Here is a 25,759-nt window from a genome sequence, read left to right as displayed (position 1 = left end):
GATACCAGGAGAACGACATGGCTGACAAACTGATCATTTTCGACACCACCTTGCGCGACGGAGAGCAGTCTCCTGGCGCCTCCATGACCAAAGACGAAAAGCTGCGTATTGCGCGCCAGCTCGAGCGCCTGAAGGTGGATGTGATCGAGGCCGGTTTTGCCGCCAGCTCCAATGGTGATTTCGAGGCAGTGCAGGCCATTGCCAACACCATCAAGGACGCCACCATCTGCTCGCTCTCGCGTGCCAATGACCGCGATATTTCGCGCGCAGCCGAGGCGCTCCAGGGTGCTGCCAGCGCTCGGATCCACACCTTCATTGCCACCTCGGCGCTGCACATGGAAAAGAAGCTGCGCATGACGCCAGACCAGGTGCTGGAGCAGGCCAAGCAGTCGGTGCGTTTTGCACGCAATCTGGTGGGCGACATTGAGTTCAGCCCTGAAGACGGCTATCGCAGCGACCCGGATTTCCTGTGCCGCGTGATCGAAGCGGTGATTGCTGAAGGTGCCACCACCATCAATGTGCCTGATACCGTAGGGTACGCCATTCCAGAGTTGTACGGCAATTTCATCAAGACACTGCGCGAACGTATCCCCAACAGCGATAAAGCCATCTGGTCCGTGCACTGCCACAATGACCTGGGAATGGCCGTGGCCAATTCGCTGGCGGGTGTGAAGATCGGCGGTGCGCGCCAGGTGGAGTGCACGATCAACGGGCTGGGTGAGCGCGCAGGGAATTGCTCGCTCGAAGAGGTGGTCATGGCTCTCAAGACGCGCCGAGACTATTTTGACCTGGACCTCAACATCGATACCAAGCACATCGTGGCGGCCAGCCGCATGGTGAGCCAGACCACCGGCTTTGTGGTGCAGCCGAACAAGGCTGTGGTGGGCGCCAACGCGTTTGCGCATGCCTCCGGCATTCATCAGGATGGCGTGCTCAAGGCGCGCGATACCTACGAGATCATGCGTGCCGAGGATGTGGGTTGGAGTGCCAACAAGATCGTGTTGGGCAAGCTCAGTGGCCGCAACGCCTTCAAGCAGCGACTGCAGGAATTGGGTGTGAGCCTGGACAGCGAAACCGAAATCAACACGGCCTTCGCGCGGTTCAAGGAGTTGGCCGACCGCAAGAGCGAAATTTTTGATGAAGACATTCTTGCGCTTGTCAGTGATGAAAGCGTGACGAGTGAAAAGGAGCAATACGGCTTTGTTTCGCTGTTCCAGCAGAGCGAAACCGGGGAGCAACCGCGCGCGCGCATCGTGTTCACGGTGGACGGACAAGAGGTGCACGGCGAGTCCGAAGGCAATGGTCCGGTGGATGCTTCGCTCAAGGCGATCGAGTCCCACGTCAACAGCGGTGCCGAGATGGTGCTCTATTCGGTGAACGCCATCAGTGGCTCAACCGAAAGCCAGGGAGAAGTCACCGTACGCTTGCAAAACAGTGGGCGCGTCGTCAATGGCGTGGGTGCAGACCCCGATATCGTGGTTGCATCGGCCAAGGCCTACCTCAGCGCGCTGAACAAGTTACAAAGTAAAGCCGATCGGGTGTCCGCACAAGGTTGATCGATCAATTTATAATTGAATCACTTTCTTGGAAAGTCGCGCAAGGTATTGATCTTGCGCGACTTTTTTTGATTCTGTACACTGCTCAACACCTTTTACCGTTTGGAGCACTCTGATGCACCATCGCCGCTTCACCGCAATGACCCGTTTTTTCCAGATATTGGGCTTTGCCGTCGTCAGCGCGGCCCTGATTTCGCCTTCCGCACACGCTGGGCCGCAGAAAAAAGCGGCTGTCAAAAAGCACAGCGTGAGTTCCACCAGTGCCAAGCGCGTGGTGGCTCCGCGCAAGGTCGCTGCGAGTCCCCGGGCAACGCGGATCACCGCCAGGTCCGTGAAAACCCCCACCCGGGTTGCCTTTATCCCCGCCAAGCCGTCATTCGGCCAGGCGGCAGGCCTTCATGCAGTCAATGACCCACTGGACCTCAAGTCGAGTGTGGCGTTGGTGATGGACCAGGATACCCATGAGATTTTGCTCAGCAAAAACGACCATGCGGTGCTTCCTATTGCGTCTTTGACCAAGCTGATGACGGGCATGCTTATCTCCCAGGCAAAATTGCCCATGGAAGAGCCTGTGACGATTACCCAAGATGATGTGGATACCGAAAAAGGCAGCAGCTCGCGTCTGTCTGTCGGGACAACACTCACGCGTGGGGAAATGTTGCACCTGGCGCTGATGTCGAGCGAGAACCGGGCTGCACATGCACTGGGCCGTTCCTATCCAGGGGGGCTGGCGGTGTTTGTTGCGCAAATGAATGCCAAGGCGCGTTTGCTGGGCATGACTGACACCCGGTACGTCGAGCCCACAGGGTTGTCCAGCCTGAACCAATCCAGTGCGCGGGATCTTGCCACTCTGGTGAACATTGCCCATGGCGACCCGCTGTTGCGTGAGTTGTCCACGTCGCCCAGTTACGAAGTGGCGGTAGGGCATAGAACCCTGCAGTACAACAACACCAATAGCCTTGTAAAGAGCCCGGACTGGGACATCGGTTTGCAAAAGACCGGTTATATCTCTGAGGCAGGGCGTTGCCTGGTGATGCAGGCGCAGATCGCGGGGCGCAAGCTGATCATGGTGTTTCTGGACTCAGCGGGCAAGTTCAGTCGTTTGGGCGACGCGCAGCGTGTTCGACATTGGGTGGAGTCCACGCCTTCATTGGCAGGGCCGTTGCATGCAGTCAGGGCCGCCTCGAACGGCTAATAAAAAAGCGCCTGAAAGGCGCTTTTTTTTGGATCTGAGGATTCCATTTTTCATGGAGTTCAGACAGGCTCAGACAGGCCACGCGCAAAGCAGTGTGGCCTTCGATGTTTAGTGTGACTGATGGGCGCGGTGGTTTACCGCTGCCTCATGGTTGATGTCTGTGCTGGCGATGTAGCCCAACGCAACGGAGATCTCGTTGGCCGTGGTCTGCAGCTTGGGCAGCCAGCCTTCGTCCAATCGATCCGCAGGTGCTGAAATGGACAGGCCGGCAACCAGCTTGCCTTGGTCGTCATACACGCCAGCCGCCATGCAGCGCACCCCAAGCTCCAGTTCTTCGTTGTCGCGGGCGATGCCGTATTGGCGCGCTTTGGCGAGTTCACGCTCCAGAATGGGTAGTTGGGTGATGCTGTTGCGCGTGTGACCAGCCAGCCCGGTGCGTGTGGCATAGCTGCGAACCCTTTGAGGGTCATCCAGCGCCAAGAAAAGTTTGCCCGTGGATGTGAGATGCAATGGCGCACGCCCCCCGATGGCGCGCACCACTTGCATGCCAGAGCGTTCGCTGTAGGCGCGCTCGACATACACAATTTCGTCTCCCTGGCGCATACTGAGATTGACGGGCTGCTGAATCAGCTTGTGCAGATTGCGCATCGGCGTCAACGCCGCATCACGCACGCTCAGGCGCGCCTTGACAAGGTTTCCCAGCTCCAGCAACCGCATGCCCAGTCGATAGCTGCCTGATTCGGGGCGGTCCACAAAACGGCCAATGGTCAGGTCATTCAGAATGCGGTGGGTCGTGGATGGGTGCAAGCCCGTTTTTTCGCTGATTTCCTTGAGTGAAATTGCCTCCTCGCGGGATGCCAGCACGTCGATCAGCGTAAACATGCGTTCAAGAACCTGAACACTGGGTTTGACAGGAATACTGGGGTCGATCTTTTTCATGGGCACCGTGGGAGCGAGGGCCGCTACATTTTACCTTGTGAAATGTGGCGGTGTCTTCAGGATATCTCGCGCACCGCTGAGGTTGCACGGTGCCACTTGCCATCAGTGAGAACTTCATGGGGGTGAAAGCGTACCTTGTAGCTCATCTTGGGGCTCGCCGCGATCCAGTAGCCCAGATACACGTGGGGTAGGCCCAGCGAGCGGGCTTGGGCAATTTGCCACATGACGTTGTACGTGCCATAGCTGCAGTGGGGTTCGGGTTCGTAGAAGGTATAGACAGCAGACAGCCCGTCATCAAGCACATCCAAAATGGACACCATCTTGAGCGCGCCTGCTTGCCCGGATTCATCGAGTTCGCGGAACTCCACCAGCCGCGAATTGACGCGACTCTGCAGCAAGAACTGGGTGTATTGATCGATGCTGTCGTGGTCCATGCCGCCGCCTGCATGGCGTTCATTCTGATAGCGCAGGTATAGCTGGTAGTGCTCGGGCATAAAGCACAGGCGCAGAACCCGCGCATGCAATGAGCGGTGTCGGCTTGCTGCGCGCTTTTGGCTCCGATCAGGTTGGAACTCGTTGACCAGAATTCTCAGTGGCGTACATGCTTGGCAGCCATCGCAATACGGTCGATAGGTAAACATGCCGCTGCGGCGAAATCCTTTCGCCACGAGGTCCGAGTACAGATCATTCTGAATCAGGTGGCTGGGAGTGGCGACCTGCGAACGTGCCTGCCTGTCCGGCAGGTAACTGCAGGGATACGGGGCGGTCGCATAAAACTGCAGGGTCTGCAGTGGAAGGTCATTGAGTTGCGTCATGCCTTGGTGCCGGGGAGCGATAGCAGTTCGTTCCAGTATACGGGGTCAAATACCCAGGGAGTCGCTTGCTGGTGTCGTGCTTTTTCGACATGTTCAAGAAACTCGGCTCGCGGTATTTCCCGTCCACCCAGCAATGCGAGATGGCGTGTGTTTTGCTGGCAATCAATCATGTCGATGCGATGGTGGCGGCACAGCGCTACCAGTGCCGAGAGCGCTATTTTGGAGGCGTCGGTGGCACGGGCAAACATCGATTCGCCAAATACGGCGTGGCCCAATGCCACGCAATACAACCCGCCCACCAGGCGGCCATCGATCCAGGTCTCGATGCTGTGGGCATCGCCAGCAGCGTGCAGACGCGTGTATGCCTCAACCATGTCGGGCACGATCCAGGTGCCTGCCTGGCCTTCGCGCTCCTGGCTTGCGCATGCGGTGATGACTTCTCTGAATGCGAAGTCCACCCGGATCTCGCAATTGGCGTGATTGCGAAATGACTGCAATCTTTTGCGCAGGGACCGGTGTAGTCGAAACTCGGACACTGGCAAAACCATGCGTGGGTCGGGTGCCCACCACAAGATGGGTTGACCGACGCTAAACCAAGGGAACGTGCCTTGGCTGTACGCAGCACGCAGCTGCTGAACTCCGAGTGCTCCCCCTGCTGCCAGCAGGCCTGGTGCCGGGTCTTTGGAGGTCCAGGCGCTTGAAGGGGCGGGGAGTGAATCGTCAGGCTCCAGCCAGGGCAATTGCGGGGGCATGGGGTATGTTGGATGGGCAAAAACGCTATTGTCTGGCATGTGCCACCAGCACACAGGAGAGCGCTGGCCAACAACAAAAAAGCCCTGCACCGGAGGGGTGTAGGGCTTTTCAAGTGGCTCCCCGTATTGGGCTCACTACGAACCGTAAGGCTCACGATTGTTCGGCCCGCGCGGTTCACAGTGGCAAAACAAGATGTTCTGTTGACCATGGCGGCGTGACGTGAGAAGGTCACCACGCCCCTGCAATCGGGGAACTCCTGGGATTTATCCCCTTCGGGCCGACCCAAAAAAGTCGGCCCTTTTTTTGTGTGGTTCGCTGCGTTCTTTGCGGTAAAGTCGCAGCGCCGGGAAGTTCAGACCGGGTAAGGGGCACATGTTGAATAGAGTCGTTGGTGTGGTTTTCGCAGTCGCCATGTTGTCCCCGTTGCAGCCTGCCGTCGCAGGAAAGTCTGTCGAGGACTGCGAAACGGAAATTGGGGCGCTAGCACCTTCGGAAAGACAGGCCTTGCTTATGCAGTGTTTGCTCGATGCTGCAGAACCCGCTAAACCCGCTCCACCACCGCTGCCGCCTACAAAACGGAGTCCTTTCAAGTCAAACCCTGCCGACGCGCGCAAGGTTGCCGCAGAAGGAAAGAGGGCCGTTCTCAACGCCTTGAAAGATCCAGAATCAGCACGGTTCAGAAACCTCAAAACCAGCCTTGATCTTTATTTTTGCGGGGAGGTGAACGCAAAAAACTCGATGGGTGGATATACAGGCTTCACTCGTTTTATCGTGATGTTCTCCCATGTGGATTTGGATGATGGCAGCGACAAGTTTCGCGATGACTGGTGGGTTTCATGCGAAGGCATTGAACGGTCTGATTTAGAGGCTCTCAAAGCGCGCATTCGGTAGCAATTTGTATAGCTGGGGTGGCAATACGCGCGCCGGTTTACCCCCTTTTCTTGCACCTACCTTGGGCGGCAACATGCCACTATGCCCAAGGACTGGTCTGAGCAAATTTCTCACGTCAACTTTCGCTGCGGCGCGTGCCGCAAGGCGTTCGAGGGCGTGCCTGATCTGATCGAGGACGATCCGGAGCAGGAGCACCACCCCTACAGGTACTTTGCCCATTGCCCGCACTGTGGCGAGCAGCACCAGCCGCAAGCGGGCTGGGAGCGGGCTTTGCTCAAGGCGCACCAGCATTCGACGGGGCCCAAAACGCCCCAGGGCGTTGCGGCTGTATCGGCCAATCTGGAGGGGCACCCCACACCGCATGAGGCCCTGCGCACGCGCTTCAATGCGATGAAGCACGGCGCCACGGCGCGCACTGCCACTTACTTTCCGGCCAAGGCGGGCGGGTAGCCGCGCAGCAATTTCGCCTTCACGGGGTTGTTGAAGTGCGGGCTATGTGATGCCAGCTTGCAGACCTGCAGCGGCACGGGGCGCAGCAAGGTCTATCACTACTACGGTTGCCGCAATAGCCTTGTGGGAAAGCACCGCTGCGGCTTCGGGAAGGTGCGCGCCGAACTGTTCGATGAATGGATGCTGGCCGAGCTGCTGGACCAGGTGATGACGCCCGATCGGATGGCCGACGTGGTGGCCCAGGCCTACCAGACGCGCGAGACGTGGGCAAAAGATCGGTCAGATCGACGAAAAACCATCGTGGCCGAGCTGCGTGTGGCAGAAAAGGCGCGATCCAACTTGTTTTCTGTGCTGGAGCTGCATGGGCAAGATGCGCCGAATTTGGGAGACATAACCAAGCGTCTGCGCGAATGGAACGACCGCATCCGCAGCCTGGAGGCGGGGCTGGTGGATCTTGAGAACGAGCGGATGAGTGTGAACGAGCAGCCCGAAGTCGACCCGGTCGAAGCGGCCGAAGTGTTACGGGAGATCGTTTTGAATTGCGAAGACCCCAAGAAACTGCGCGAGTTTGTGGGGTCGTTCGTTCGGGAGATCACTGTGACGGCTGACGAAGTGATGGTGGATTACCACCCAGAATGCCTTGTGAGGCATAACCACCGTGCAAAGATTCACAGTGCCGAAAAATGGCTCCTCGACCTGGGCTCGAACCAGGGACCTACGGATTAACAGTCCGGCGCTCTACCGACTGAGCTATCGAGGAATGATCGGTACCTGATGCTTAACTAAAAAGCCCCGCGTACACATGCAGTGCCCATAAATTCTTGGCTCCTCGACCTGGGCTCGAACCAGGGACCTACGGATTAACAGTCCGGCGCTCTACCAACTGAGCTATCGAGGAACAAGCCTCAGATTATATACACAAAAAGTGGGTGTTTGACACTCGCCAGCGCGCTTGACGATTCAGGAGCGCGTGTTTCCGTGACGAGTCGGTTAGCCTGGGGAGGTTGCAGTCATCAAGTCATCAAGGTGGCTCAGGCCTTCGCCACAACCATGCCAAGACGCAGACCATGCAGCCAATGGCCAATGCAACCAGCCACGGGCGTGACACCGTCAGCAGCAACACGATGGTGCTCAGCGCCATCATGAAAGCCGCGCTCCATTTGGCGCGCCGGCTCACACGACCACCTTGGGCCCAGTTGCGCAACAAGGGGCCAAACAGGCGATGGTTCCATAGCCAAAGGTACAGACGCGGTGAACTGCGTGCAGCCGCCCAGGCCGCCATCAGAATGAAAACGGTAGTGGGCAGACCCGGAACAATCACGCCGATAGCACCCATTACCAGGCACAGCACCGCAAACGCCTGCAGCAACCAGCGCACAGGCCACGGCAGGGGCCGCAGTGCGGGCGGGGCCGTGGTGAGCTCGTCGGGTGGCTGGGAGTCCATGGACTGTATTGTGAATGGACTTGTTGGCGGGCCGAGGGTGTTCGCGCGTTATGCTGCCGTTGCTGGCGGCGTTTGTGTCCGGCAGACCATTCAACCCCATGACGATCCACTCCATCCTCAAGATGGGCGACCCGCGCTTGCTGCGTATGGCCCAGCCCGTGACCGTTTTTGACACCGATGAACTGCACACCCTGGTGCGTGACATGTTCGACACCATGCGTGCGGTCAATGGTGCCGGCCTTGCCGCACCGCAGATCGGTGTGGATCTGCAGCTTGTGATTTTTGGCTCGAATGAGCGCAATCCCCGGTATCCCGATCGGCCGGTGGTTCCGCCTACCGTGTTGCTTAACCCGGTGATTACGGCTTTGGGCCCTGACGAGGAGCATGACTGGGAAGGCTGTCTATCGGTGCCGGGGCTGCGTGGCATGGTGCCGCGCTGGTCGCGCATTCGTTATACGGGGTTTGATCTCTATGGCGATCCGATTGATCGCACCGTGGATGGTTTTCATGCCCGCGTGGTGCAGCACGAGTGCGATCACCTCATCGGCAAGCTCTATCCCATGCGGGTGCGGGACTTCACGCAGTTCGGTTTCACCGATGTTCTATTCCCCGACATCGGTGCTGCCGAAGACGATTGAGGCCGCTGTGCCTAGTGCGGTGGCGGTTGTTTTCGCCAGCGCGACCGTTCAGGACGAGAGCTCGCGCAGCAGTTCGGTTTCGATCTCGATCTGGCGGGCGTTGTTTTGCAGTTCCGGGCCCTGGATCAGGAAGGTGTCTTCCACACGCTCGCCCAGCGTACTGACCTTGGCCAACTGCACGCTCAGGTGGTGTTGGGCCAGGATGCGGGCCACCAGATAAAGCAGGCCTGCCCGGTCGCTGGCAGAGATGGCGAGCAGCCAGCGCTGCGCCTTTTCGTCGGGTCTCAGCGTCACCCGCGGAGCGAAAGGAAAACTCTTGACGCGGCGCGACACGCGCTTGCGGGCGGGTTCGGGCAGCGGCCCACCTGCTTCAAGTACCCGCAGGAGGTCGCTCTCCACCATGTGTGTGAGTTCGCGGTAGTGGCCCGGCTGTGAAGATGCCACCACCTGAAAGGTGTCAAGTGCATACCCGTTGTTGGCGGTGTGCACACGGGCATCCAGGATGCTGAAGCCTGCCCGGTCGAAATAGCCACAAATGCGCGCAAAGAGATCGGCCTGGTCGGCTGCATACACCAGCACCTGGAGTCCTTCACCGGCCAGGGATTGCCGCGCACGCACGACCGGCCGCGTGGTGCCCACATGGCGCGACAGATGGCGCGTGTGCCACGCGATGTCTGCCGCATCGTGGCGCATGAAGTAGCTCACGTCGAGCGTCGCCCACAGTTTTTTGTGCGCTTCGAACGGGAGAGCATTCAGGGCAAGCAGCACCAGTGACTCGCGTTTGCGCGCCTCGATCTCTGCGGCCGCATCCGGCGCCCGTCCGCCCAGCGTGCGCAGTGTGGCGCGGTAAAGGTCTTCCAGCAGCTTGCCTTTCCAGGCATTCCAGACCTTGGGGCTTGTGCCTCGTATATCGGCCACCGTCAGCAGGTACATGGCGGTGAGGTTGCGTTCGTTGCCGACACGGCGCGCAAACGCGGCAATTACGTCCGGGTCGCTCAGATCCTGCTTTTGCGCCACGGTGCTCATGGTGAGGTGTTCGCGCACCAGAAACTCGACCAGCCGCGCGTCCTCGCGGTCCACGCCGTGCTGGCGGCAAAAGCGCCGTACTTCTGCGGCACCAATCTGCGAGTGATCACCGCCTCGGCCTTTGCCAATGTCATGGAACAGCGCGGCCAGGTACAGCGTCCAGGGCTTGTCCCAGCCACTCGCGAGCTGAGAGCAAAACGGGTATTCGTGCGTATGCTCGGCCATGAAGAAGCGGCGCACATTGCGCAGCACCATCAGGATGTGCTGATCCACCGTGTACACATGGAACAGGTCGTGCTGCATCTGGCCCACGATGCGGCGAAAGGGCCAGAGGTAACGCCCCAGCACCGAGGTCTGGTTCATGAGCCGCATGGCATGCGTGATGCCCAAGGGCTGCTGCAGGATGCGCATGAACGTGTCGCGGTTGACCGGGTCGCGGCGAAATTGGCTGTCCATCACCCCGCGTGCGTTGTAGAGGGCGCGCAACGTGCGTGCCGACAGATCCTTGAGGCCCGGGGTCGTTTCGTACAGTAGAAACGTTTCCAGGATGGCATGTGGCTCGCGGGTGTACAGGTCGTCGCTGGCCACTTCCACCAGACCGCCCTTGTCAAAAAAGCGAGCATTGATGGCACGTGGCTCATGGCTGGTGGGGTTCAGCCGGTCTTCGATGTTGAGCAGAAGAATCTGGCTGAGCTGCGATACCGCCTTGGCGGCCCAGTAGTAGCGCCGCATGAGCGTCTCGCTGGCGCGCATGGGCAACCGCGAGCCATCGGGCGCCTGGGATCGGTACCCGAACGACTCGGCCACCGCTGTCTGCAGGTCAAATACCAGCCGGTCCTCATGCCGGCCTGCTGCCGCATGCAGGCGCGCACGAATGAGGCACAGCACCGCCTCGTTGCGCTCAATCTGGCTCGTCTCGAACGCTGTTGCCATGCCGCTCGCTGCAAGCTCCTTCCAGCTGTTGCCCAGCCCTGCCGCCTGGGCCACCCAGAGGATCATTTGCAGATCCCGCAGGCCGCCCGGGGATTCCTTGCAATTGGGTTCCAGTGCGTAAGGGGTGTTCTCGTATTTGTTGTGGCGTTGCCGCGTCTCCAGCGTCTTGGCCACCAGAAACGCCGCAGGGTCCATCTGCGCACGGTATTGCCGCTGGAAATCCGCAAACAGCGCGGCGTTGCCGCATACCAGGCGTGATTCAAGCAGCGACGTCTGCACGGTCACATCGCGCGCGCTTTCCGCGAGGCACTCGGCAACGGTGCGCACGCTCGATCCGATCTCCAGCCCCGCATCCCAGCAACTGCCGATAAACCCCTCCAGCTGCGCGCGCAGAGTGCTGCCAGATTCGGGCGCTGCGCCATCGGGCAAAAGCAGCAGCACGTCGACGTCTGAATAGGGAAACAGCTGGTCTCGGCCAAACCCACCCACGGCGACCAGCGCCAGGTCGCCGGGCAGCTGGGCACGCTGCCACAGGGTTTGCAGCAGGTGGCCGGCCAGGGATGACAGCTTGTGCAGCAGGGTCCGAATGCCGCGCGTGGATGCACCCGTTGCGTTCATGGCGGCCAGCAGGGCGGCTTTGTCGCTGCGGTAGGCATCCCGCAGGGCATGGGTTTCGGTCATGGTCGTGGTGCGCTTTGGTTATGGGCCATGAAAAATGCCATGCAAAAGTCGTGCGAGCCGGTGGTGATTGGTTTATCGGGCCGACGTCGCGGATGTCACTTTGCGCGCAGAGGTCAGGCGATCACGTGCTCGTGGCCGTCACAAAGGCGGGCAATGGCGGCGAACCTGCCGATAGCGTCATGACGTCATAACCGGTTTCAGTCACCAGCACGGTGTGTTCCCACTGAGCCGACAGGTTGTGGTCCTTGGTCACGATGGTCCAGCCGTCGTTGCCGAACTCCTTGACCTCGCGGCGGCCCGCGTTGATCATGGGTTCAATGGTGAAGACCATGCCGGGCCGCAGCTCTTCGAGCGTGCCGGGGCGCCCGTAGTGCAACACCTGGGGCTCTTCGTGAAATTTCTGGCCAATGCCATGGCCGCAGAACTCGCGCACGATGGAAAACCCCTGGCCTTCGGCAAACTTCTGGATCGCGTGGCCAATGTCCCCAAAGTGGGCGCCTGGCTTGACCTGCATGATGCCGTGCCACATCGCCTCAAACGTCAGGGCCGACAGGCGCTTGGCCGCAATGGAGCATTCCCCGATCAGGTACATGCGGCTGTTGTCGCCGTACCAGCCGTCCTTGGTGATCACGGTCACGTCCACGTTGACGATGTCGCCTTTTTTCAGGGGCTTGTCATTGGGGATGCCGTGGCACACGACATGGTTGACCGATGTGCACAGCGAGGCCGGGTAGGGCGGGTAGCCGGGTGGCTGGTAGCCCACGGTGGCCGAGATAGTGCCCTGCTGGGCCATGCATTCGGCGCCCAGGCGGTCTATTTCTTTGGTGGTGATCCCCGGTTTGATGTGGGGTGCGATGTAATCCAGCACTTCAGATGCCAGTCGGCACGCGATGCGCATGCCGGCAATGTCCTCAGCGCTTTTGATGGTGATGCTCATGCGCCAATTATCCCATCGCATCCCGCAGGCTGCAGGCCGCCATGATCTGCCCGGTAAAATGCCGGGCTGCCCACCCGCTCAGGCCCACCGGCCTGGACCTCGGGTCGGCACCACCAACGTTCCCCTCACACCCCCAACAGGCCGCTACCGTGACCTTGCACATGACCACGCTGGCGGGCGGCAACGCCCTCAGCACCTTCCGCGCCCAGCAACTTCAACCCGCCCTGGAGGCCATTCACCCCAAGATCAGTGGCATTGCAGCGCGCTTTGTGCATCTGGTGGCGACCGACGCGTCCCCCACTGCGGCGGAACAAGAACGCCTGGCGGCGCTGCTGACCTACGGCGACCCCTATGCGGGTCCCGAAGAGGGTGCCGTGCTCATCGTCACGCCGCGCCTGGGCACGCTCTCGCCCTGGGCCTCCAAGGCCACCGACATCGCCCGCAACTGCGGCATTGCGATTCGCCGGGTGGAGCGCATTACCGAATACCGCATCAGCCTCAAATCGGGCCTGCTGGGCAAGACCCCCGAGCTGACCGCCGAGCAATGGGCCCAGGTGGCGGCCTTGTTGCACGACCGCATGACCGAATCCGTGGTGGCCGACCGCAGTGCCGCCGCCGGCCTGTTCACCGAACTGCAGCCCGCGCCCATGGAGCATGTAGATGTGCTGGCTGGTGGCCCCGAACAAGGCAGGAGGGCGCTCGAAGCCGCCAACACCCGCTTCGGTTTGGCACTGGCCGACGACGAAATCGATTACCTCGTGACCGCCTTCGCGGGCCTTGCGCGCAACCCCACCGATGTGGAGCTGATGATGTTCGCGCAGGCCAACAGCGAGCACTGCCGCCACAAAATCTTTAACGCCGAGTTCACCATCGACGGCGTGGCGCAGGACAAGAGCCTGTTCGGCATGATCCGCAACACGCACCAGCTGGCGCCCCAGCACACGGTGATTGCGTATTCGGACAACGCCTCCGTGATGGAAGGCCATCAGGTCGAGCGTTTCGTGGCCAAAATGGCCTCTAGTGCTTATCCATTAAGCGCTAGTAGCTATCAAAAAAGTAGCGTCACCCAGCATGTGCTGATGAAGGTGGAAACCCACAACCACCCCACAGCCATCTCGCCGTTCCCCGGTGCGTCCACCGGCGCCGGTGGCGAGATCCGCGACGAAGGCGCCACCGGCCGGGGCTCCAAGCCCAAGGCGGGCCTGACGGGCTTCACGGTGTCCAAGCTCTGGGGCAGCACCGTGGGCAAGCCCGAGCACATTGCCAGCCCGCTGCAGATCATGGTCGAAGGCCCCCTGGGCGGCGCGGCGTTCAACAACGAATTCGGCCGGCCTAATCTGAACGGCTACTTCCGCGAATACGAACAGAGCGTCGGCGGCGTGCAGCGCGGCTACCACAAGCCCATCATGATTGCGGGCGGCGTGGGCGTGATCGATGCCGAGCTGACGAAGAAGATCGAATTCCCCGCAGGCTCGTTGCTCATCCAGCTGGGTGGCCCCGGCATGCGCATCGGCATGGGCGGCAGCGCCGCCAGCTCCATGGCCACTGGCACCAATGCGGCCGAGCTGGACTTTGACTCGGTGCAGCGTGGCAACCCCGAGATCGAGCGCCGTGCGCAAGAGGTCATCAACCACTGCTGGGCGCAGGGCGCGGCCAACCCCATCCTGGCCATCCACGACGTGGGCGCAGGCGGTTTGTCCAACGCCTTCCCCGAGCTGACCAACGACGCAGGTCGTGGCGCACGCTTTGACCTGCGCGCGGTGCAGCTCGAAGAATCGGGCATGGCGCCCAAGGAAATCTGGTCCAACGAATCGCAAGAGCGTTACGTGCTGGCCATTGCCCCTGAATCGCTGGAGCAGTTCAAAGCCTTCTGCGAACGCGAGCGCTGCCCGTTTGCCGTGATCGGCACCGCCACCGAAGAGCGCCAACTGGTGCTGCACGACCCCGCCGCCACGGCCGAAGACCAGAAGCTGCCCGTGGACATGCCCATGAACGTGCTCTTGGGCAAGCCGCCCAAGATGCACCGCGACGTGAAGACTGTGGCGCGAGAATTCGCACCGATGGACTTGACGGGCGTGCCGCTGCAAAAGGCTGTCATCGACGTGCTGGCCCACCCCACGGTGGCGTCCAAGCGCTTCCTCATCACCATTGGCGACCGCACGGTGGGCGGCTTGAGCCACCGCGACCAGATGGTCGGCCCCTGGCAAGTGCCCGTGGCCGATTGCGCCGTGACGCTGGCCGACTACAAGGGCTTTGCGGGTGAAGCCATGAGCATGGGCGAACGCACGCCGCTGGCCGCCATCAACGCGCCAGCCTCGGGCCGCATGGCGGTGGCCGAGGCCATCACCAACCTGCTGGCTGCGCCCATCGAACTGCCGCGTGTGAAGCTGTCGGCCAACTGGATGGCCGCCTGTGGCGAGCCTGGCGAAGACGCTGCGTTGTATGAAACCGTGAAGGCCGTGGGCATGGAGCTGTGTCCTGCCCTGGGCATCAGCATTCCGGTGGGCAAGGATTCGCTGTCCATGCGCACGCAGTGGAGCGAAGGCGCTGACAAGAAGAAGGTCACCTCGCCCGTCAGCCTGATCGTGAGCGCGTTTGCATCGCTTGCCGACGTGCGCGGCACGCTCACGCCCCAGCTCGACGCTACCGAGGCCGACACCACGCTGGTGCTGATCGACTTGGGGCATGGAAAGAACCGCATGGGCGGCAGCATCCTGGGCCAGACGCTGGAGCAAAGCGGCGATGTGGTGCCCGATGTGGATGATCCAAAGGATTTGGTCAACCTCGTGAACGCCGTGAACGCACTGCGCGCCAAGGGCCAGATCCTGGCGTACCACGACCGCAGCGATGGCGGCCTGTTGGCGGCGGCTGCAGAGATGGCCTTTGCGGGCCATGTGGGCGTGGCGCTGAATGTGGACATGCTGGTCACCGAAGGCGATGGCATCAGTGACAGCCGTATGGAAACCGGTGACGCCAAGAATTGGGCGCAACAGGTCAGCGCCCGCCGCGAAGAACTCACCCTCAAGGCCCTGTTTAACGAAGAACTGGGCGTGGTGCTGCAGGTGCGCACGGCAGAGCGCAACGATGTGATGCAGGTGCTGCGCGAGCACGGCCTGTCCCGGTTCAGTCACTTCGTGGGCAAGACGCGCCCTGTGTCATCCACGATCGATGCTGGCAAGGGCGAGCTGCAGGTCTGGCGCGATGCCAAGGCCGTGTTCAGCGCCCCGTTGGCCGACCTGCACCAGGTGTGGGACGCGGTGAGCTGGAAGATCTGTCAGCAGCGCGACAACCCTGCCAATGCCGATGCCGAACATGCCGCAGCGGGCGAGCCGACGGACCCCGGCATGCATGTGCACCTCACCTTCGATGCCAAGGACAACGTGGCCGCGCCGTTCTTGAACCTTGCCAAACCCAAGGTCGCCATCCTGCGCGAGCAGGGTGTGAACTCGCACATCGAAATGGCCTACGCCTTCACCGAAGCGGGCTTCGAGGCGTATGACGTGCACATGACCGACCTGCAGACCGGCCGCGTCAAGCTCGAAGACTTCAAGGGCGTGGTCGCCTGCGGTGGCTTCAGCTATGGCGACACGCTGGGCGCAGGCATCGGCTGGGCACGCTCCATCACCTTCAACCCCGTGCTGGCCGCACAGTTCCAGGGCTTCTTTGGCCGCGCGGACACGTTCGGTCTGGGCGTTTGCAATGGCTGCCAGATGTTTGCCGAGCTGGCCGACATCATCCCCGGCGCGCAAGACTGGCCGCGCTTCACCACCAACCAGAGCGAGCGCTTCGAGGCCCGCCTGTCGTTGGTGGAAGTGCTCGAATCCCCCAGCCTGTTCCTGCAAGGCATGGCGGGCAGCCGCCTGCCGATTGCCGTGGCGCACGGCGAGGGCTACACGAACTTCAAGTACCGGGGCAATGCCGATAAGGCGATTGCCGCCATGCGCTACGTGGACAACCACGGCCGCGCTACCGAGCAGTATCCGTTCAACCCCAACGGCAGCGCGGGCGGCCTCACGGCGGTGACCACGGCCGACGGCCGCTTCACGGCCATGATGCCGCACCCCGAGCGCGTGTTCCGCAACGTGCAGATGAGCTGGACCAGCGAGGACAAGGCCGAGTACAGCGCCTGGATGCGCATCTGGCGCAACGCCCGCAAGTGGGTGGGTTGATCGGCGCCTGACCCACCGCCCGCGGGTGGTCAGCGCACTTTGAAAAAGCTGGGCCGTTGTGGCCTGGCTTTTTTGCTTTTGGAGCGCGTCGGACCTTTTGAGGTACTCAATTGAGCACCGGGCGCTGGTACACCAGCAGGCGGCCCTTGTAGGCGGGCCTGTTGTCGAGTGCAGGGTGGTCCAGGCGTTCTTCGATCACCTCGAACCGGTGTACCGCCATCTGTTTGTGAAAGGTGGAGCGGTTGCCCCGGTTGGGGTCCACGATCCATATCTGAGCGCCGCTACCGGCATGGCGGTCCAGAAAGGTGGCCAGTGACGCACGGGCATCGCGTTCATACAGCACGTCGCTGCCCATGATGAGATCGAATTCGCCTTGCACCGCACCTGCTGGCAGTGCTGCGTCTGCCCCCCATTGGCCGGTGCGGTATTTGAGGGGCGGCAAGCCATTCAGGCGCAGGTTTTCCAGCAGAAAATCCGGGGCCAGCGGGTGGCAGTCGCTGGCGGTGATGTCCATTCCGCGGCGATGGCATACCAAGCTCGCCAGCCCCAACCCGCAGCCAATCTCCAGAACCCGCTCACCTGCCTGCAACGGACGGGTTGCCATGCGGGTGGCCAGCTGGGCTCCGGACGGCCACAGCAGCCCGAACAGCGGCCAGGCGGCAGACGAAATGCCCAGCGCTTCGGCGATCCCTTGGGGGTCAGAGAACTGCTGCTTGTCTAGCAGAGAGCGGATGATCAGGTCGGCGGCGCCAACGATGGAGATGTCTTCTTGCTTGGTCAGATAGCCGGGCATGGCCTGGGCGTCAAGTCCCTGCAAGAGCGAACTCTCAAAGGTCTGCGCGATAGTGGGTGAGGGCGCAAGTATGCGCCCCCTGGTCTTCGTGTTGCGCACCGCCCTTCGCCCCCTGTGTGGCGGGTGACGGCAACGCGCAAGATCCGGGGCCTATAAACAGCAGAGGTTTTGACCTACGCTGTCGAGGTTGCAGGCGTTGCTATAGTCCAGCGCTCAAAGGCGCTCTCGCCGCCATCGTCTGCCCCACTTTCTCCCTCTTCTAAAAAGGAACCCGCCCATGGCTGCTGGCAGCTTGCTTGCCCTGTTGGACGATATCGCAACCATCTTGGACGATGTGGCTTTGATGACCAAGGTGGCCGCCAAAAAGAGTGTCGCCATGGCTGATGATGTCTCGGTGATGACCAAGGTGGCCGCCCAGAAAACAGCCGGGGTTCTGGGTGACGACCTCGCACTCAATGCCCAGCAAGTGACGGGCGTACGCGCTGAACGCGAAATACCCGTGGTGTGGGCGGTGGCAAAGGGGTCGCTCCTCAACAAAGCCATTCTGGTCCCCGCCGCGCTGTTGATCAGTGCCTTTGCGCCCTGGGGCGTGACGCCTTTGCTGATGATCGGTGGTGCCTTTCTGTGTTTTGAAGGCTTTGAAAAAGTGGCGCACAAACTGCTGCATGCAGAGCATGAAGTCGCCGCCGAGCACGAAAGCCATGCCAAGGCCAATGCCAACCCGGCGGTGGATTTGGTGGCCTTCGAGAAAGACAAGGTCAAGGGCGCGGTGCGCACCGACTTCATCCTGTCGGCAGAAATCATTGCCATCACCTTGGGCACGGTGGCCGATGCATCCTTTGCCGAGCAAGTGGCGGTGCTGTCGGGTATCGCGATCATCATGACCTTGGGTGTGTATGGCCTGGTAGCCGGCATCGTCAAGCTCGACGACCTGGGCTTGTGGCTCATCAACAAAAGCAGCCGTGCAGCCCGCACGGTGGGGGAAGGCATCCTGCGGGCAGCCCCTTGGCTGATGAAGGCCTTGTCGATTGCTGGCACGGCCGCGATGTTCCTCGTTGGGGGCGGAATTTTGGTGCATGGCATACCGGCCCTTCACCATCTGGTGGAGGGCGCTGGTGCCGCTGCTGCGCAGGTGGTTTCCGGGTTTTGGGCATCGCTGGTGAGCGTGCTTGTGCCAAATCTCCTGAACGCCGTGGTGGGTATCGTTGCTGGTGGCTTGGTGCTGGTGGGTGTCAAGCTGGTGCAGCGCATCCGTGGCAAGTCGTTGGCACCTTGATATATGTCATACCCGGAGCCAAGGGTAAGTACGGAGGTTTGACTTAAGGCAAGGCCCCCGGGAGGGCGCAGCGGTTCAATGCATGCACGGGGGTCGTCCCCGTCCAACCGATGCGAAATCAATATGAAAAAGAATCTCCTGGCGGTAGCAATTTTGTGTGTGTGTTCCTCGGGTGCAGTGCTGGCGCAACAAGCTGAGGGCCCCTGGATGGTCCGCGCACGCGCGGTGCACCTGGACAGTGCCAACAAGGACAGCACATCACTGGGGCTGTCGATCAACAACAAGACGATCCCCGAAGTGGACGTCACGTATTTTTTCAACAAGAACATCGCAGCCGAATTGGTTCTCACGGTGCCACAAAAGCACACGCTGAGCGCAGGTGGCACGGCGATCGGCACCCTCAAGCATTTGCCGCCTTCGCTGCTGGTGCAATACCACTTTGACACCGCTGGTTTTAAGCCCTACGTGGGCGCAGGTTTGAACTACACGCGTTTCTCAAGCGTGAACCTGCCCGCAGGTGTTGACATTGATCGCAACAGCGTGGGTGCTGCGCTGCAGGTTGGTGTGGATATTCCGCTGGCCAAAAATCTGTATCTGAATTTCGACGTGAAGAAGGTCTTCATCAAAACCGATGTGTCGGCTGGCGGTGTGCAGTTGGGCACTTTCAAGGTGGACCCTGTTCTGGTGGGCGTGGGTCTGGGCTGGCGCTTCTGATCGGGCAGGGGCCCACCAGGCCCCTGCGTGATTGGTAGAGCGAGTTATTCAAGGGGAAAAGGGGTTGGCGTTTGCGCCAGCCCTTTTTTTTGTCCATGGGGCCGACACCTTGGAGCAAGGCATTGGCCAACTGCTGTCAAGCAGGTTTTGCGGGGTCTGGTTTGTGTGCCTCCACAAAACCCAACGCCTTGAGTTCGTCCTCGCTGAGGTGCAACTCCGTCAACTCGGGCTGCCGGGCTTCCACGGTGCGCCGCCGCTCAAAGCTGGTTGGGGGGCCATCTTCTGTCTCTCGGCGGTCTTTGCCGCTGCGGCGGTCGGCCGATTCCCTGCGTTCGGTGCTCATGGTGATCCATCCGTATTTAAAAGTTGGTGTGTCGTAGGGCCTTGTCTTTAAGGCGCGGCCTGCCCCATTGCCCGAACCGTGGCAAAGCGCCGACTGCAGTACACCCAGTCTGCCCGACTCGGGCGTGATTGCAAACCAAAAAAGATCATTCCCGTCGCGGGAATGATCTGCGCCTATTGCCGGTGGCACGTTGTAGCGTTGTGCGCTCCAGGCCGTGCCGCCGCAGGCGGTATGTCGCGCTCGTTGCCCAGCCTTTCCGACGGCCATCCAATTTGCGGGGCAACGCAGAACGACGGTGCCTGGCCCGCGCTACCCGGCCAGCGGCGCGCAATTCCCCAATTTGGTGACGGCGGTCGCACTGCATTGATGCACATCATCCGTGACGCAGATGCTCGCGTGTCCGTATCTGCCCATGGCGCAGGTCAACGCGACCAGTACGCGTCCATGCATCTGCATGGGTCGGCATATCGGCACAGATTTTGCTGAACATGGTGAAGTCTGTCAGTGAAGCTGCTTTCAGACCGGTTGAAATTCTCCGCTAACGATGGCGGAACCCCAAACGAACGGTGGAGCTTTGAGCTTGCCGTTGGGTTGTTCCATTCTCGGCAGGCGCTATGCGCTGCGGTGAGATGTGTTGCGACAGGTCGCCCTGGGTGGCAGGCCACGCAAGCATCCCGCCTCGGCATTTTGCGGCGCACGGACCATCGCAGGAAGAGAAAACATGAAGATCGTTCTTATTGGCCATGGAATGGTCGGTCACAAATTTCTGGAAAGCCTGGCGGAAACCGGGTTGTCCGATCTGGACGTGACGGTATTGTGTGAAGAGCCCAGGCCCGCTTATGACCGGGTTCATCTGTCGGCGTTTTTCAGTGGGACCACTGCTGAGGATCTCTCTCTGGTGGAGGAGGGTTTTTTTGAGCGTACGGGGTTTTCTCTTCGTCTGGCAACACGCGCTGCCTCCATAGACAGGCGCATCCGCACCGTGACGACGGTCACCGGCGAGGTCTTTGCTTACGACAAACTGGTATTGGCGACAGGGTCCAGCCCATTCGTTCCACAGGTGCCCGGCCGCGACCGGCCGCATTGTTTTGTGTACCGAACGATCGAGGATCTGGAGGCCATGAAGGCGAGCGGCGCAAAGTCGGCGTCGGGTGTGGTGGTCGGTGGCGGCCTGCTCGGGCTTGAGTGCGCAAAAGCCTTGCGGGACATGGGCCTTGAAACCCATGTGGTCGAGTTTGCTCCGCGGTTGATGGCGGTGCAGGTGGATGAAGGGGGCGGGCGCATGCTGTGCTCCAAGATCGAGGCGCTAGGGGTGCAGGTGCATACGGGCCGCAACACCCAAGAGATCACGGACGGCGCTCGGGCACGCCACCGCATGAAGTTTGCGGACGACTCTTACCTCGAAACCGACATGATTGTTTTTTCAGCGGGAATACGTCCTCGCGATGAACTGGCACGCCAGTGTGTGCTGGCTATCGGTCCACGCGGCGGCGTTGCGATTGACAACACATGCCGCACCAGCGATCACCATGTGTATGCCATTGGCGAGTGCGCATCCTGGAGCGAGCAAACCTTTGGTCTGGTTGCTCCCGGTTACGACATGGCTCGCGTGGCGGCCCGCCATATCGCGGGGGATGTCGAGGCGTCTTTTGCGGGTGCTGATCTGAGCACCAAACTGAAGCTGATGGGGGTGGACGTTGCCAGCATCGGCGACGCCCATGGCCGCACGCCGCACAGCCGTGCTTGTCAGTATGTGGATGAGCGGCGCCAGGTCTACAAGAAGATCGTCGTTAGTGAGGACGGTAAAAAACTTCTGGGCGCTGTGTTGATTGGCGATGCGGCTGAATACGGCACGCTGCTGCAGATGGTGATCCACGGCATTACGTTGCCTGCTGAGCCTGAGTTCCTGATACTGCCTTCGAGTGATGGCAACGCCAGGCCCGGCTTGGGGGTGGACGTTTTGCCTGACACGGCGCAGATATGTTCTTGCAACAACGTGACCAAAGGCGCGATTTGTGCCGCTGTGGGCGACGGTGTTACCACCATGGCGGGCATCAAAGCCTGCAACAAGGCCGGCGCCACCTGCGGCGGCTGTGTACCGTTGGTCACCCAGGTCATGAAGATGGAAATGGCCCGCCTCGGCATGGCGGTCAATAACCATGTGTGCGAGCATTTTGCGCATTCGCGCCAGGAGATTTACCACCTGGTGCGCGTGGGCAACATCCGCAGTTTTGAACAACTGCTGGCCCAGCATGGCAAGGGCTTGGGCTGCGACGTCTGCAAACCCGTGGCTGCCAGTGTTTTTGCATCCTGTTGGAACGAATTCGTGCTGAAGAAGGACCTCGCCAGTCTTCAGGACAGCAACGACTACTACCTGGGCAACATTCAAAAAGATGGCACCTATTCGGTGGTGCCGCGCATGCCCGGTGGCGAGGTGACTCCAGATGGTCTTATTGCTGTGGGGCAGGTGGCCAAAAAATATGGCCTGTACACCAAGGTCACTGGCGGCCAGCGTGTGGACCTGTTTGGCGCACGCGTCGAACAACTGCCGGTGATCTGGGAGGAGCTGATCGCTGCGGGATTCGAGTCTGGCCATGCCTATGGCAAATCGCTGCGTACTGTCAAAAGCTGCGTCGGTTCCACCTGGTGCCGCTACGGCGTCGGCGACAGCGTGGGCTTGGCTGTGGAGCTGGAGCATCGTTACAAGGGCCTGCGGTCACCGCACAAGATCAAATTCGGCGTGTCGGGCTGCACACGCGAGTGTGCCGAGGCACAGGGTAAGGACATCGGCATCATCGCCACCGACAAGGGCTGGAACCTGTATATCTGCGGCAACGGGGGCATGAAGCCGCGCCACGCTGAGCTGTTTGCGTCAGACCTGAACAAAGAAAATCTGGTGCGCATGATAGACCGCGTGCTCATGTTTTATGTGCGCACCGCAGACCGTTTGCAGCGCACCAGCACCTGGCGCGAGAACCTTGAAGGGGGCCTTGAATATCTGACGGACGTTTTGGTCCATGACAGTCTGGGTCTGTGCGACGAGCTGGAGGCGCAAATGCAGCATATCGTCAACACTTACCAGTGCGAATGGAAAACGGCGGTCAATGACCCCGAAACCCGCAAACGCTTTCGCTCCTTCGTCAACAGCAACCAAACCGATGAGCATGTGGTTTTCGTGCAAGAGCGCGGCCAGATTCGTCCAGCCCGTGCAGACGAACGCACGCTACCTGCAGCCCCAGCGCCCGACAAGCTCAGCCTGGCCTTGTCTTGATCCTGACCCGGAGATACGCCATGAAAAATCATTCCCTGACCTGGACGGACGTTTGCGCGGTGGATGACATCTGCCCTGACACCGGCGTGTGTGCACTGGTGGCCCGTCAACACGTCGCCGTTTTTCGCACTGGCGACGGTCGTTTTTTTGCCATCGACAACGTAGACCCGAAGTCCGGGGCCAGCGTGCTGGCCCGTGGGTTGCTCGGCACGCTCGGAGACCGTGTGGTGGTGGCCTCGCCGATGTACAAGAACCATTTTGACCTGCACACTGGCGAGTGCCTGGAGGTGCCCGGGCAATCGGTTCGTACCCATGGTGTGCGTGTGGACGGTGGCCGCGTCAGTGTGGCGGTTGCTTGACCGGTTCAATCGCCTGCTCTCATAGCCCTGTCCAGGAATCTTGCATGTACGAAACGGTGTTGCCCTTGTCTGTGTCCCAGCTGGTGCTGCGCTCCAGGCAGTTGGAGATTGATGCTGTTGGCCGCCTAGCCCGCCGTGCGGAGCTGGTGGATGTGATTGGTCAACTCATTCAGGGGCTGCAGCGCGAGCGCGGGGCCTCGGGCATTTATCTGGCATCCAACGCGCAACGGTTTGTGGACATGCGCCGCAAAATTGTGGACGAGGTGGCCCCCCTGGAGGCACGGCTGCGCGATGTTTTTGCCGAGCATTCCGAGCCCGCGCAAGGGGCCACGGCCAAGACGCTGTCTCTGATGGCGTGGGCGCTGCTCGGTATCGAATCGCTCCCTGCGCTGCGCGGCCAGATCGAGCGCCAGGCCATGAGTCCCCATGATTCGGTGGCTGCCTACAGCCATCTGATTGCCGGCCTGGTCGAGCTGGTGTTTCATGTGGCCGACGCGGCAGACCTGCCCAGCGTGTCGCGCCTGTTGGTGGCCTTGCTCCACCTGGTGCAGGCCCAGGAAGAGGCGGCACAGGAGCGTGCGGTGGGCGCGCTGCTGTATGCGACGGGCAGCATGAGCGAAGAGCACCAACAGCGGGTGTTGCACCTTATCGACGCCCAGGAGCGCAGCCTGCGTGTGTTCGGCGAGTTTGCAGAACCCGTGCTGCGCGCCCGTTGGGAGCAGGCGCAACTGTCCGCCGGTGTGGCGCAGCTTGAGCGTCTGCGGCGCACGCTGTGTGTGGCCAAACCAGGCGCGCCACTGGACAGTGACCTTATCGATGCCTGGTTTGACGTGTGCTCTGGCCGCATCGATGCACTGTGGCAAATTCAGTTTGAATTGGTCAAACGTCTTCGCGAAGACTGCGCGGTGCGCATCGCGCAAGCCCAGCAAGACCTGCTTGACTCGCGTGGCATGCTGCACGGCCTGCGCAACAATCCGCCGCCACGCACGCAATCGGTGGACCGATTTTTTAGTACGTCTGCCGCACCTGGGGCTTTGCCTGAGCCCTTGGGCAGGGCCGGCACAGGGGTTGACACCGCCTCGCTGGTGGAGCTCTTGAGGGCCCAGTCCAGCCGCATGGCGAGCATGGAGGCCGAACTCGAAGCCGCTCGCCGCACCCTCAACGAACGCAAGGTGATCGAGCGGGCCAAAGGTGTGCTGATGGCCCGGCTTGGCATGAATGAAGAGGTCGCGTTTCGGGTGCTGCAAAAAACCTCCATGGACCAAAATCGGCGTCTTGTGGAGGTGGCAGAGGCCACGCTGTCCCTGCCTGATCTGACGTTCGCGTTGCCATCAGCCAACCGGCCCTGAGGCACTGCGGCTCTCCTTCGCATCCCCAACCACCACTTTGGTGCCTGCTTGCACTGGATGTGTTCCGTCTGGTAGGGCATGCCCAACAGCTGTGCATCCGCTTGTTTTTTGAGTGCGAGGCATAGGGCGCAAACACGGAATGGAACTTGCTGGTAGGTGATGCGGCTCGGGCTAACGGCGGCTTTGGGTTTTTTGCGGGTTTCCGCATGTCACGCGATCGCGCAATCGTGCAACCGGGGATAACGGCGTCCCTATCGCTTTGGGCCTTCATACGGCTGGGCGCTGCATATGCGATTGAAATCTCTTGTGCCTCCTTTGCCGCACGGCAGCAGGAGGCCCCCCGTCTCCGTCCCCAAGGAAATCAAATGGCCTATCTCGCCCCTGCCGAGTTCGTGACCAAGATGGTCGATTCCGGTGAATCCAAGCTGCTGATGTCTACCCGCGACACGCTGATCCGCTCCTACATGGCTGGTGCCATCCTCGCGCTGTCTGCCGCGTTTGCGGTCAGCGTGACTGTCAATACCGGCAATGCGCTGGCGGGTGCAATCCTGTTCCCGGTGGGTTTCATCTTGCTCTATCTGTTGGGGTTTGATCTGTTGACGGGGGTTTTCACGCTCGCCCCCTTGGCGGTGTTTGACAAACGCCCGGGGGCTACCTGGGCTGGCGTGATGCGCAACTGGGGCTTGGTCTTCTGCGGCAATTTTGCCGGTGCGCTCACGGTGGCCTTGTTCATGTCCATCATCTTCACCTTCGGTTTCACCGAGGCCCCCAGCGCGGTGGGCGAGAAGCTGGGGCACATCGGCGAAGGTCGCACCCTGGGCTACGCAGCACACGGTGCAGCTGGCATGCTCACACTGTTCATTCGCGCCGTGATGTGCAACTGGATGGTGTCCACTGGCGTGGTCGCCGCAATGATGTCCACCACCGTGTCGGGCAAAGCCATTGGCATGTGGATGCCCGTGATGGTCTTCTTCTATATGGGCTTTGAGCACTCGATCGTCAACATGTTTTTGTTCCCCACAGGCCTGATGCTGGGCGGCAAATTCACGCTGCTGGACTACCTGATCTGGAATGAGTTGCCTACCGTGTTGGGTAACGTGGTGGGTGGGCTGACCTTTGTGGGGGCTACGCTGTATTCCACCCACTACAAAACGGCACCCAAGCGCAAGGTGGCATGAGAATGGGCGGGGGCAATGGCCTTGGCCCTGGCGTATGGGGTGTATCCGC

21 protein-coding genes and 2 tRNA genes are annotated in these 25,759 nt (G+C 60.9%); 13 read left to right on the top strand and 10 right to left on the bottom strand.

Translation table 11 applies throughout. The features are described 5' to 3' along the window. The first annotated feature begins 17 nt into the window (after nt 1–17). Together KI609_RS14130 and KI609_RS14125 are read left to right on the top strand one after the other, a co-directional pair. On the top strand, nt 18–1,556 hold the full coding sequence (locus KI609_RS14130; RefSeq protein ID WP_226444177.1) for a 2-isopropylmalate synthase: 1,539 nt from the start codon (nt 18–20) through the stop codon (nt 1,554–1,556). Nucleotides 1,557–1,671: 115 nt separating this feature from the next. Then, nucleotides 1,672–2,751 (top strand): serine hydrolase, encoded by a 1,080-nt coding sequence (locus tag KI609_RS14125; RefSeq protein WP_226444176.1) that lies wholly within the window; start codon nt 1,672–1,674, stop codon nt 2,749–2,751. A gap of 108 nt (nt 2,752–2,859) precedes the next feature. Here KI609_RS14125 and KI609_RS14120 read toward each other — a convergent pair whose 3' ends face one another. The 3 genes from KI609_RS14120 to aat are packed head-to-tail and all read right to left on the bottom strand — an operon-like array spanning nt 2,860 to nt 5,257. Then, nucleotides 2,860–3,690, bottom strand: coding sequence for an IclR family transcriptional regulator (locus tag KI609_RS14120; RefSeq protein WP_226444175.1), 831 nt, complete (start codon nt 3,688–3,690; stop codon nt 2,860–2,862). A 56-nt stretch (nt 3,691–3,746) separates the two neighbouring features. Next, nucleotides 3,747–4,505: an arginyltransferase gene (locus KI609_RS14115; protein WP_226444173.1), complete on the bottom strand. Its 759-nt coding sequence runs from the start codon at nt 4,503–4,505 to the stop codon at nt 3,747–3,749. Beyond that, a complete protein-coding gene (gene aat, locus KI609_RS14110; RefSeq protein WP_226444171.1) occupies nt 4,502–5,257 on the bottom strand; it encodes a leucyl/phenylalanyl-tRNA--protein transferase in 756 nt (251 codons plus the stop codon). Before aat ends, KI609_RS14115 begins: the two co-directional genes overlap by 4 nt. Nucleotides 5,258–5,669: 412 nt before the next feature. Between aat and KI609_RS14105 the strand changes: the two genes are divergently transcribed. The 3 genes from KI609_RS14105 (at nt 5,670) to KI609_RS23055 (ending at nt 7,325) form a co-directional block, all read left to right on the top strand. Further along, on the top strand, nt 5,670–6,149 hold the full coding sequence (locus KI609_RS14105) for a hypothetical protein (RefSeq protein WP_226444169.1): 480 nt from the start codon (nt 5,670–5,672) through the stop codon (nt 6,147–6,149). 81 nt (nt 6,150–6,230) lie between these two features. Next, nucleotides 6,231–6,599, top strand: coding sequence for a hypothetical protein (locus KI609_RS14100; RefSeq protein WP_226444167.1), 369 nt, complete (start codon nt 6,231–6,233; stop codon nt 6,597–6,599). A 27-nt stretch (nt 6,600–6,626) separates the two neighbouring features. After that, nucleotides 6,627–7,325 (top strand): zinc ribbon domain-containing protein, encoded by a 699-nt coding sequence (locus tag KI609_RS23055; RefSeq protein ID WP_226450414.1) that lies wholly within the window; start codon nt 6,627–6,629, stop codon nt 7,323–7,325. Here KI609_RS23055 and KI609_RS14090 read toward each other — a convergent pair. The 3 genes from KI609_RS14090 to KI609_RS14080 form a co-directional block, all read right to left on the bottom strand. After that, a tRNA-Asn gene (locus KI609_RS14090) sits at nt 7,284–7,359 on the bottom strand. The two genes, KI609_RS23055 and KI609_RS14090, sit on opposite strands and share 42 nt — an antisense overlap. 62 nt (nt 7,360–7,421) lie before the next feature. Beyond that, nucleotides 7,422–7,497, bottom strand: a tRNA-Asn gene (locus tag KI609_RS14085). 123 nt (nt 7,498–7,620) lie between these two features. Next, nucleotides 7,621–8,043: a YbaN family protein gene (locus tag KI609_RS14080; RefSeq protein ID WP_226444165.1), complete on the bottom strand. Its 423-nt coding sequence runs from the start codon at nt 8,041–8,043 to the stop codon at nt 7,621–7,623. 98 nt (nt 8,044–8,141) lie between these two features. Here KI609_RS14080 and def point away from each other — a divergent pair, with 98 nt between their 5' ends. Then, on the top strand, nt 8,142–8,681 hold the full coding sequence (gene def / locus KI609_RS14075) for a peptide deformylase (protein ID WP_226444163.1): 540 nt from the start codon (nt 8,142–8,144) through the stop codon (nt 8,679–8,681). Between the two features lie 48 nt (nt 8,682–8,729). Here def and KI609_RS14070 read toward each other — a convergent pair whose 3' ends face one another. After that, a complete protein-coding gene (locus tag KI609_RS14070) occupies nt 8,730–11,321 on the bottom strand; it encodes a [protein-PII] uridylyltransferase (protein WP_226444161.1) in 2,592 nt (863 codons plus the stop codon). Nucleotides 11,322–11,442: 121 nt separating this feature from the next. Then, nucleotides 11,443–12,258, bottom strand: a complete 816-nt coding sequence (gene map / locus KI609_RS14065; protein WP_226444159.1) for a type I methionyl aminopeptidase — start codon at nt 12,256–12,258, stop codon at nt 11,443–11,445. 149 nt (nt 12,259–12,407) lie between these two features. On the opposite strand from map, the gene purL reads away from it, so the two are divergent. Beyond that, nucleotides 12,408–16,427: a phosphoribosylformylglycinamidine synthase gene (gene purL / locus KI609_RS14060; protein ID WP_226444157.1), complete on the top strand. Its 4,020-nt coding sequence runs from the start codon at nt 12,408–12,410 to the stop codon at nt 16,425–16,427. Nucleotides 16,428–16,533: 106 nt separating this feature from the next. On the opposite strand, the gene KI609_RS14055 is transcribed toward purL, so the two are convergent. Continuing rightward, entirely contained in the window at nt 16,534–17,220 is a 687-nt protein-coding gene (locus tag KI609_RS14055; RefSeq protein ID WP_226450412.1) for a class I SAM-dependent methyltransferase, read from the bottom strand. A gap of 277 nt (nt 17,221–17,497) precedes the next feature. Here KI609_RS14055 and KI609_RS14050 point away from each other — a divergent pair, with 277 nt between their 5' ends. Both KI609_RS14050 and KI609_RS14045 read left to right on the top strand, forming a co-directional pair. Next, nucleotides 17,498–18,496 (top strand): DUF808 domain-containing protein, encoded by a 999-nt coding sequence (locus KI609_RS14050; RefSeq protein ID WP_226444155.1) that lies wholly within the window; start codon nt 17,498–17,500, stop codon nt 18,494–18,496. Between the two features lie 123 nt (nt 18,497–18,619). Beyond that, nucleotides 18,620–19,210, top strand: a complete 591-nt coding sequence (locus KI609_RS14045) for an OmpW/AlkL family protein (RefSeq protein WP_226444152.1) — start codon at nt 18,620–18,622, stop codon at nt 19,208–19,210. Between the two features lie 136 nt (nt 19,211–19,346). Here the strand turns inward: KI609_RS14045 and KI609_RS14040 are convergent, their stop codons facing one another. Next, nucleotides 19,347–19,553 (bottom strand): hypothetical protein, encoded by a 207-nt coding sequence (locus KI609_RS14040; protein WP_226444150.1) that lies wholly within the window; start codon nt 19,551–19,553, stop codon nt 19,347–19,349. Between the two features lie 721 nt (nt 19,554–20,274). Here KI609_RS14040 and nirB point away from each other — a divergent pair. The 4 genes from nirB to KI609_RS14020 all read left to right on the top strand — a co-directional run bounded on the left by nirB (nt 20,275) and on the right by KI609_RS14020 (nt 25,710). Then, nucleotides 20,275–22,824 carry a nitrite reductase large subunit NirB gene (gene nirB / locus KI609_RS14035; protein ID WP_226444148.1) on the top strand — a complete coding sequence of 850 codons (2,550 nt, stop codon included), beginning with the start codon at nt 20,275–20,277 and terminating at the stop codon, nt 22,822–22,824. Between the two features lie 20 nt (nt 22,825–22,844). After that, nucleotides 22,845–23,183: a nitrite reductase small subunit NirD gene (gene nirD / locus KI609_RS14030; RefSeq protein WP_226444146.1), complete on the top strand. Its 339-nt coding sequence runs from the start codon at nt 22,845–22,847 to the stop codon at nt 23,181–23,183. Nucleotides 23,184–23,227: 44 nt separating this feature from the next. Further along, on the top strand, nt 23,228–24,532 hold the full coding sequence (locus tag KI609_RS14025) for a nitrate- and nitrite sensing domain-containing protein (protein ID WP_226444144.1): 1,305 nt from the start codon (nt 23,228–23,230) through the stop codon (nt 24,530–24,532). Nucleotides 24,533–24,897: 365 nt separating this feature from the next. Then, a complete protein-coding gene (locus KI609_RS14020; RefSeq protein WP_226444142.1) occupies nt 24,898–25,710 on the top strand; it encodes a formate/nitrite transporter family protein in 813 nt (270 codons plus the stop codon). The last annotated feature ends 49 nt before the right edge of the window (nt 25,711–25,759 follow it).

Origin of the sequence: Acidovorax radicis (assembly GCF_020510705.1) — a bacterium.
In the GTDB taxonomy this organism is placed as follows: Bacteria; Pseudomonadota; Gammaproteobacteria; order Burkholderiales; family Burkholderiaceae_C; genus Acidovorax; species Acidovorax radicis_A.
The sequence above is the reverse complement of the archived record's forward strand: the minus strand, read 5'-3'. Positions and strand labels throughout refer to the sequence as shown.

What these genes read in the sequence shown, in the direction of transcription:
- KI609_RS14025 (WP_226444144.1), top strand. Translation starts at nt 23,228, where the DNA reads ATGTACGAAACGGTGTTGCCCTTGTCTGTGTCCCAGCTGGTGCTGCGC.
- KI609_RS14100 (WP_226444167.1), top strand. Translation starts at nt 6,231, where the DNA reads ATGCCCAAGGACTGGTCTGAGCAAATTTCTCACGTCAACTTTCGCTGC.
- KI609_RS14020 (WP_226444142.1), top strand. Translation starts at nt 24,898, where the DNA reads ATGGCCTATCTCGCCCCTGCCGAGTTCGTGACCAAGATGGTCGATTCC.
- KI609_RS14105 (WP_226444169.1), top strand. Translation starts at nt 5,670, where the DNA reads ATGTTGTCCCCGTTGCAGCCTGCCGTCGCAGGAAAGTCTGTCGAGGAC.
- KI609_RS14040 (WP_226444150.1), bottom strand. Translation starts at nt 19,553, where the DNA reads ATGAGCACCGAACGCAGGGAATCGGCCGACCGCCGCAGCGGCAAAGAC.
- nirD (WP_226444146.1), top strand. Translation starts at nt 22,845, where the DNA reads ATGAAAAATCATTCCCTGACCTGGACGGACGTTTGCGCGGTGGATGAC.
- KI609_RS14045 (WP_226444152.1), top strand. Translation starts at nt 18,620, where the DNA reads ATGAAAAAGAATCTCCTGGCGGTAGCAATTTTGTGTGTGTGTTCCTCG.
- KI609_RS14115 (WP_226444173.1), bottom strand. Translation starts at nt 4,505, where the DNA reads ATGACGCAACTCAATGACCTTCCACTGCAGACCCTGCAGTTTTATGCG.
- KI609_RS14055 (WP_226450412.1), bottom strand. Translation starts at nt 17,220, where the DNA reads ATGCCCGGCTATCTGACCAAGCAAGAAGACATCTCCATCGTTGGCGCC.
- KI609_RS14070 (WP_226444161.1), bottom strand. Translation starts at nt 11,321, where the DNA reads ATGACCGAAACCCATGCCCTGCGGGATGCCTACCGCAGCGACAAAGCC.
- nirB (WP_226444148.1), top strand. Translation starts at nt 20,275, where the DNA reads ATGAAGATCGTTCTTATTGGCCATGGAATGGTCGGTCACAAATTTCTG.
- KI609_RS14050 (WP_226444155.1), top strand. Translation starts at nt 17,498, where the DNA reads ATGGCTGCTGGCAGCTTGCTTGCCCTGTTGGACGATATCGCAACCATC.
- KI609_RS14120 (WP_226444175.1), bottom strand. Translation starts at nt 3,690, where the DNA reads ATGAAAAAGATCGACCCCAGTATTCCTGTCAAACCCAGTGTTCAGGTT.
- KI609_RS14125 (WP_226444176.1), top strand. Translation starts at nt 1,672, where the DNA reads ATGCACCATCGCCGCTTCACCGCAATGACCCGTTTTTTCCAGATATTG.
- KI609_RS14080 (WP_226444165.1), bottom strand. Translation starts at nt 8,043, where the DNA reads ATGGACTCCCAGCCACCCGACGAGCTCACCACGGCCCCGCCCGCACTG.
- aat (WP_226444171.1), bottom strand. Translation starts at nt 5,257, where the DNA reads ATGCCCCCGCAATTGCCCTGGCTGGAGCCTGACGATTCACTCCCCGCC.
- def (WP_226444163.1), top strand. Translation starts at nt 8,142, where the DNA reads ATGACGATCCACTCCATCCTCAAGATGGGCGACCCGCGCTTGCTGCGT.
- map (WP_226444159.1), bottom strand. Translation starts at nt 12,258, where the DNA reads ATGAGCATCACCATCAAAAGCGCTGAGGACATTGCCGGCATGCGCATC.
- KI609_RS14130 (WP_226444177.1), top strand. Translation starts at nt 18, where the DNA reads ATGGCTGACAAACTGATCATTTTCGACACCACCTTGCGCGACGGAGAG.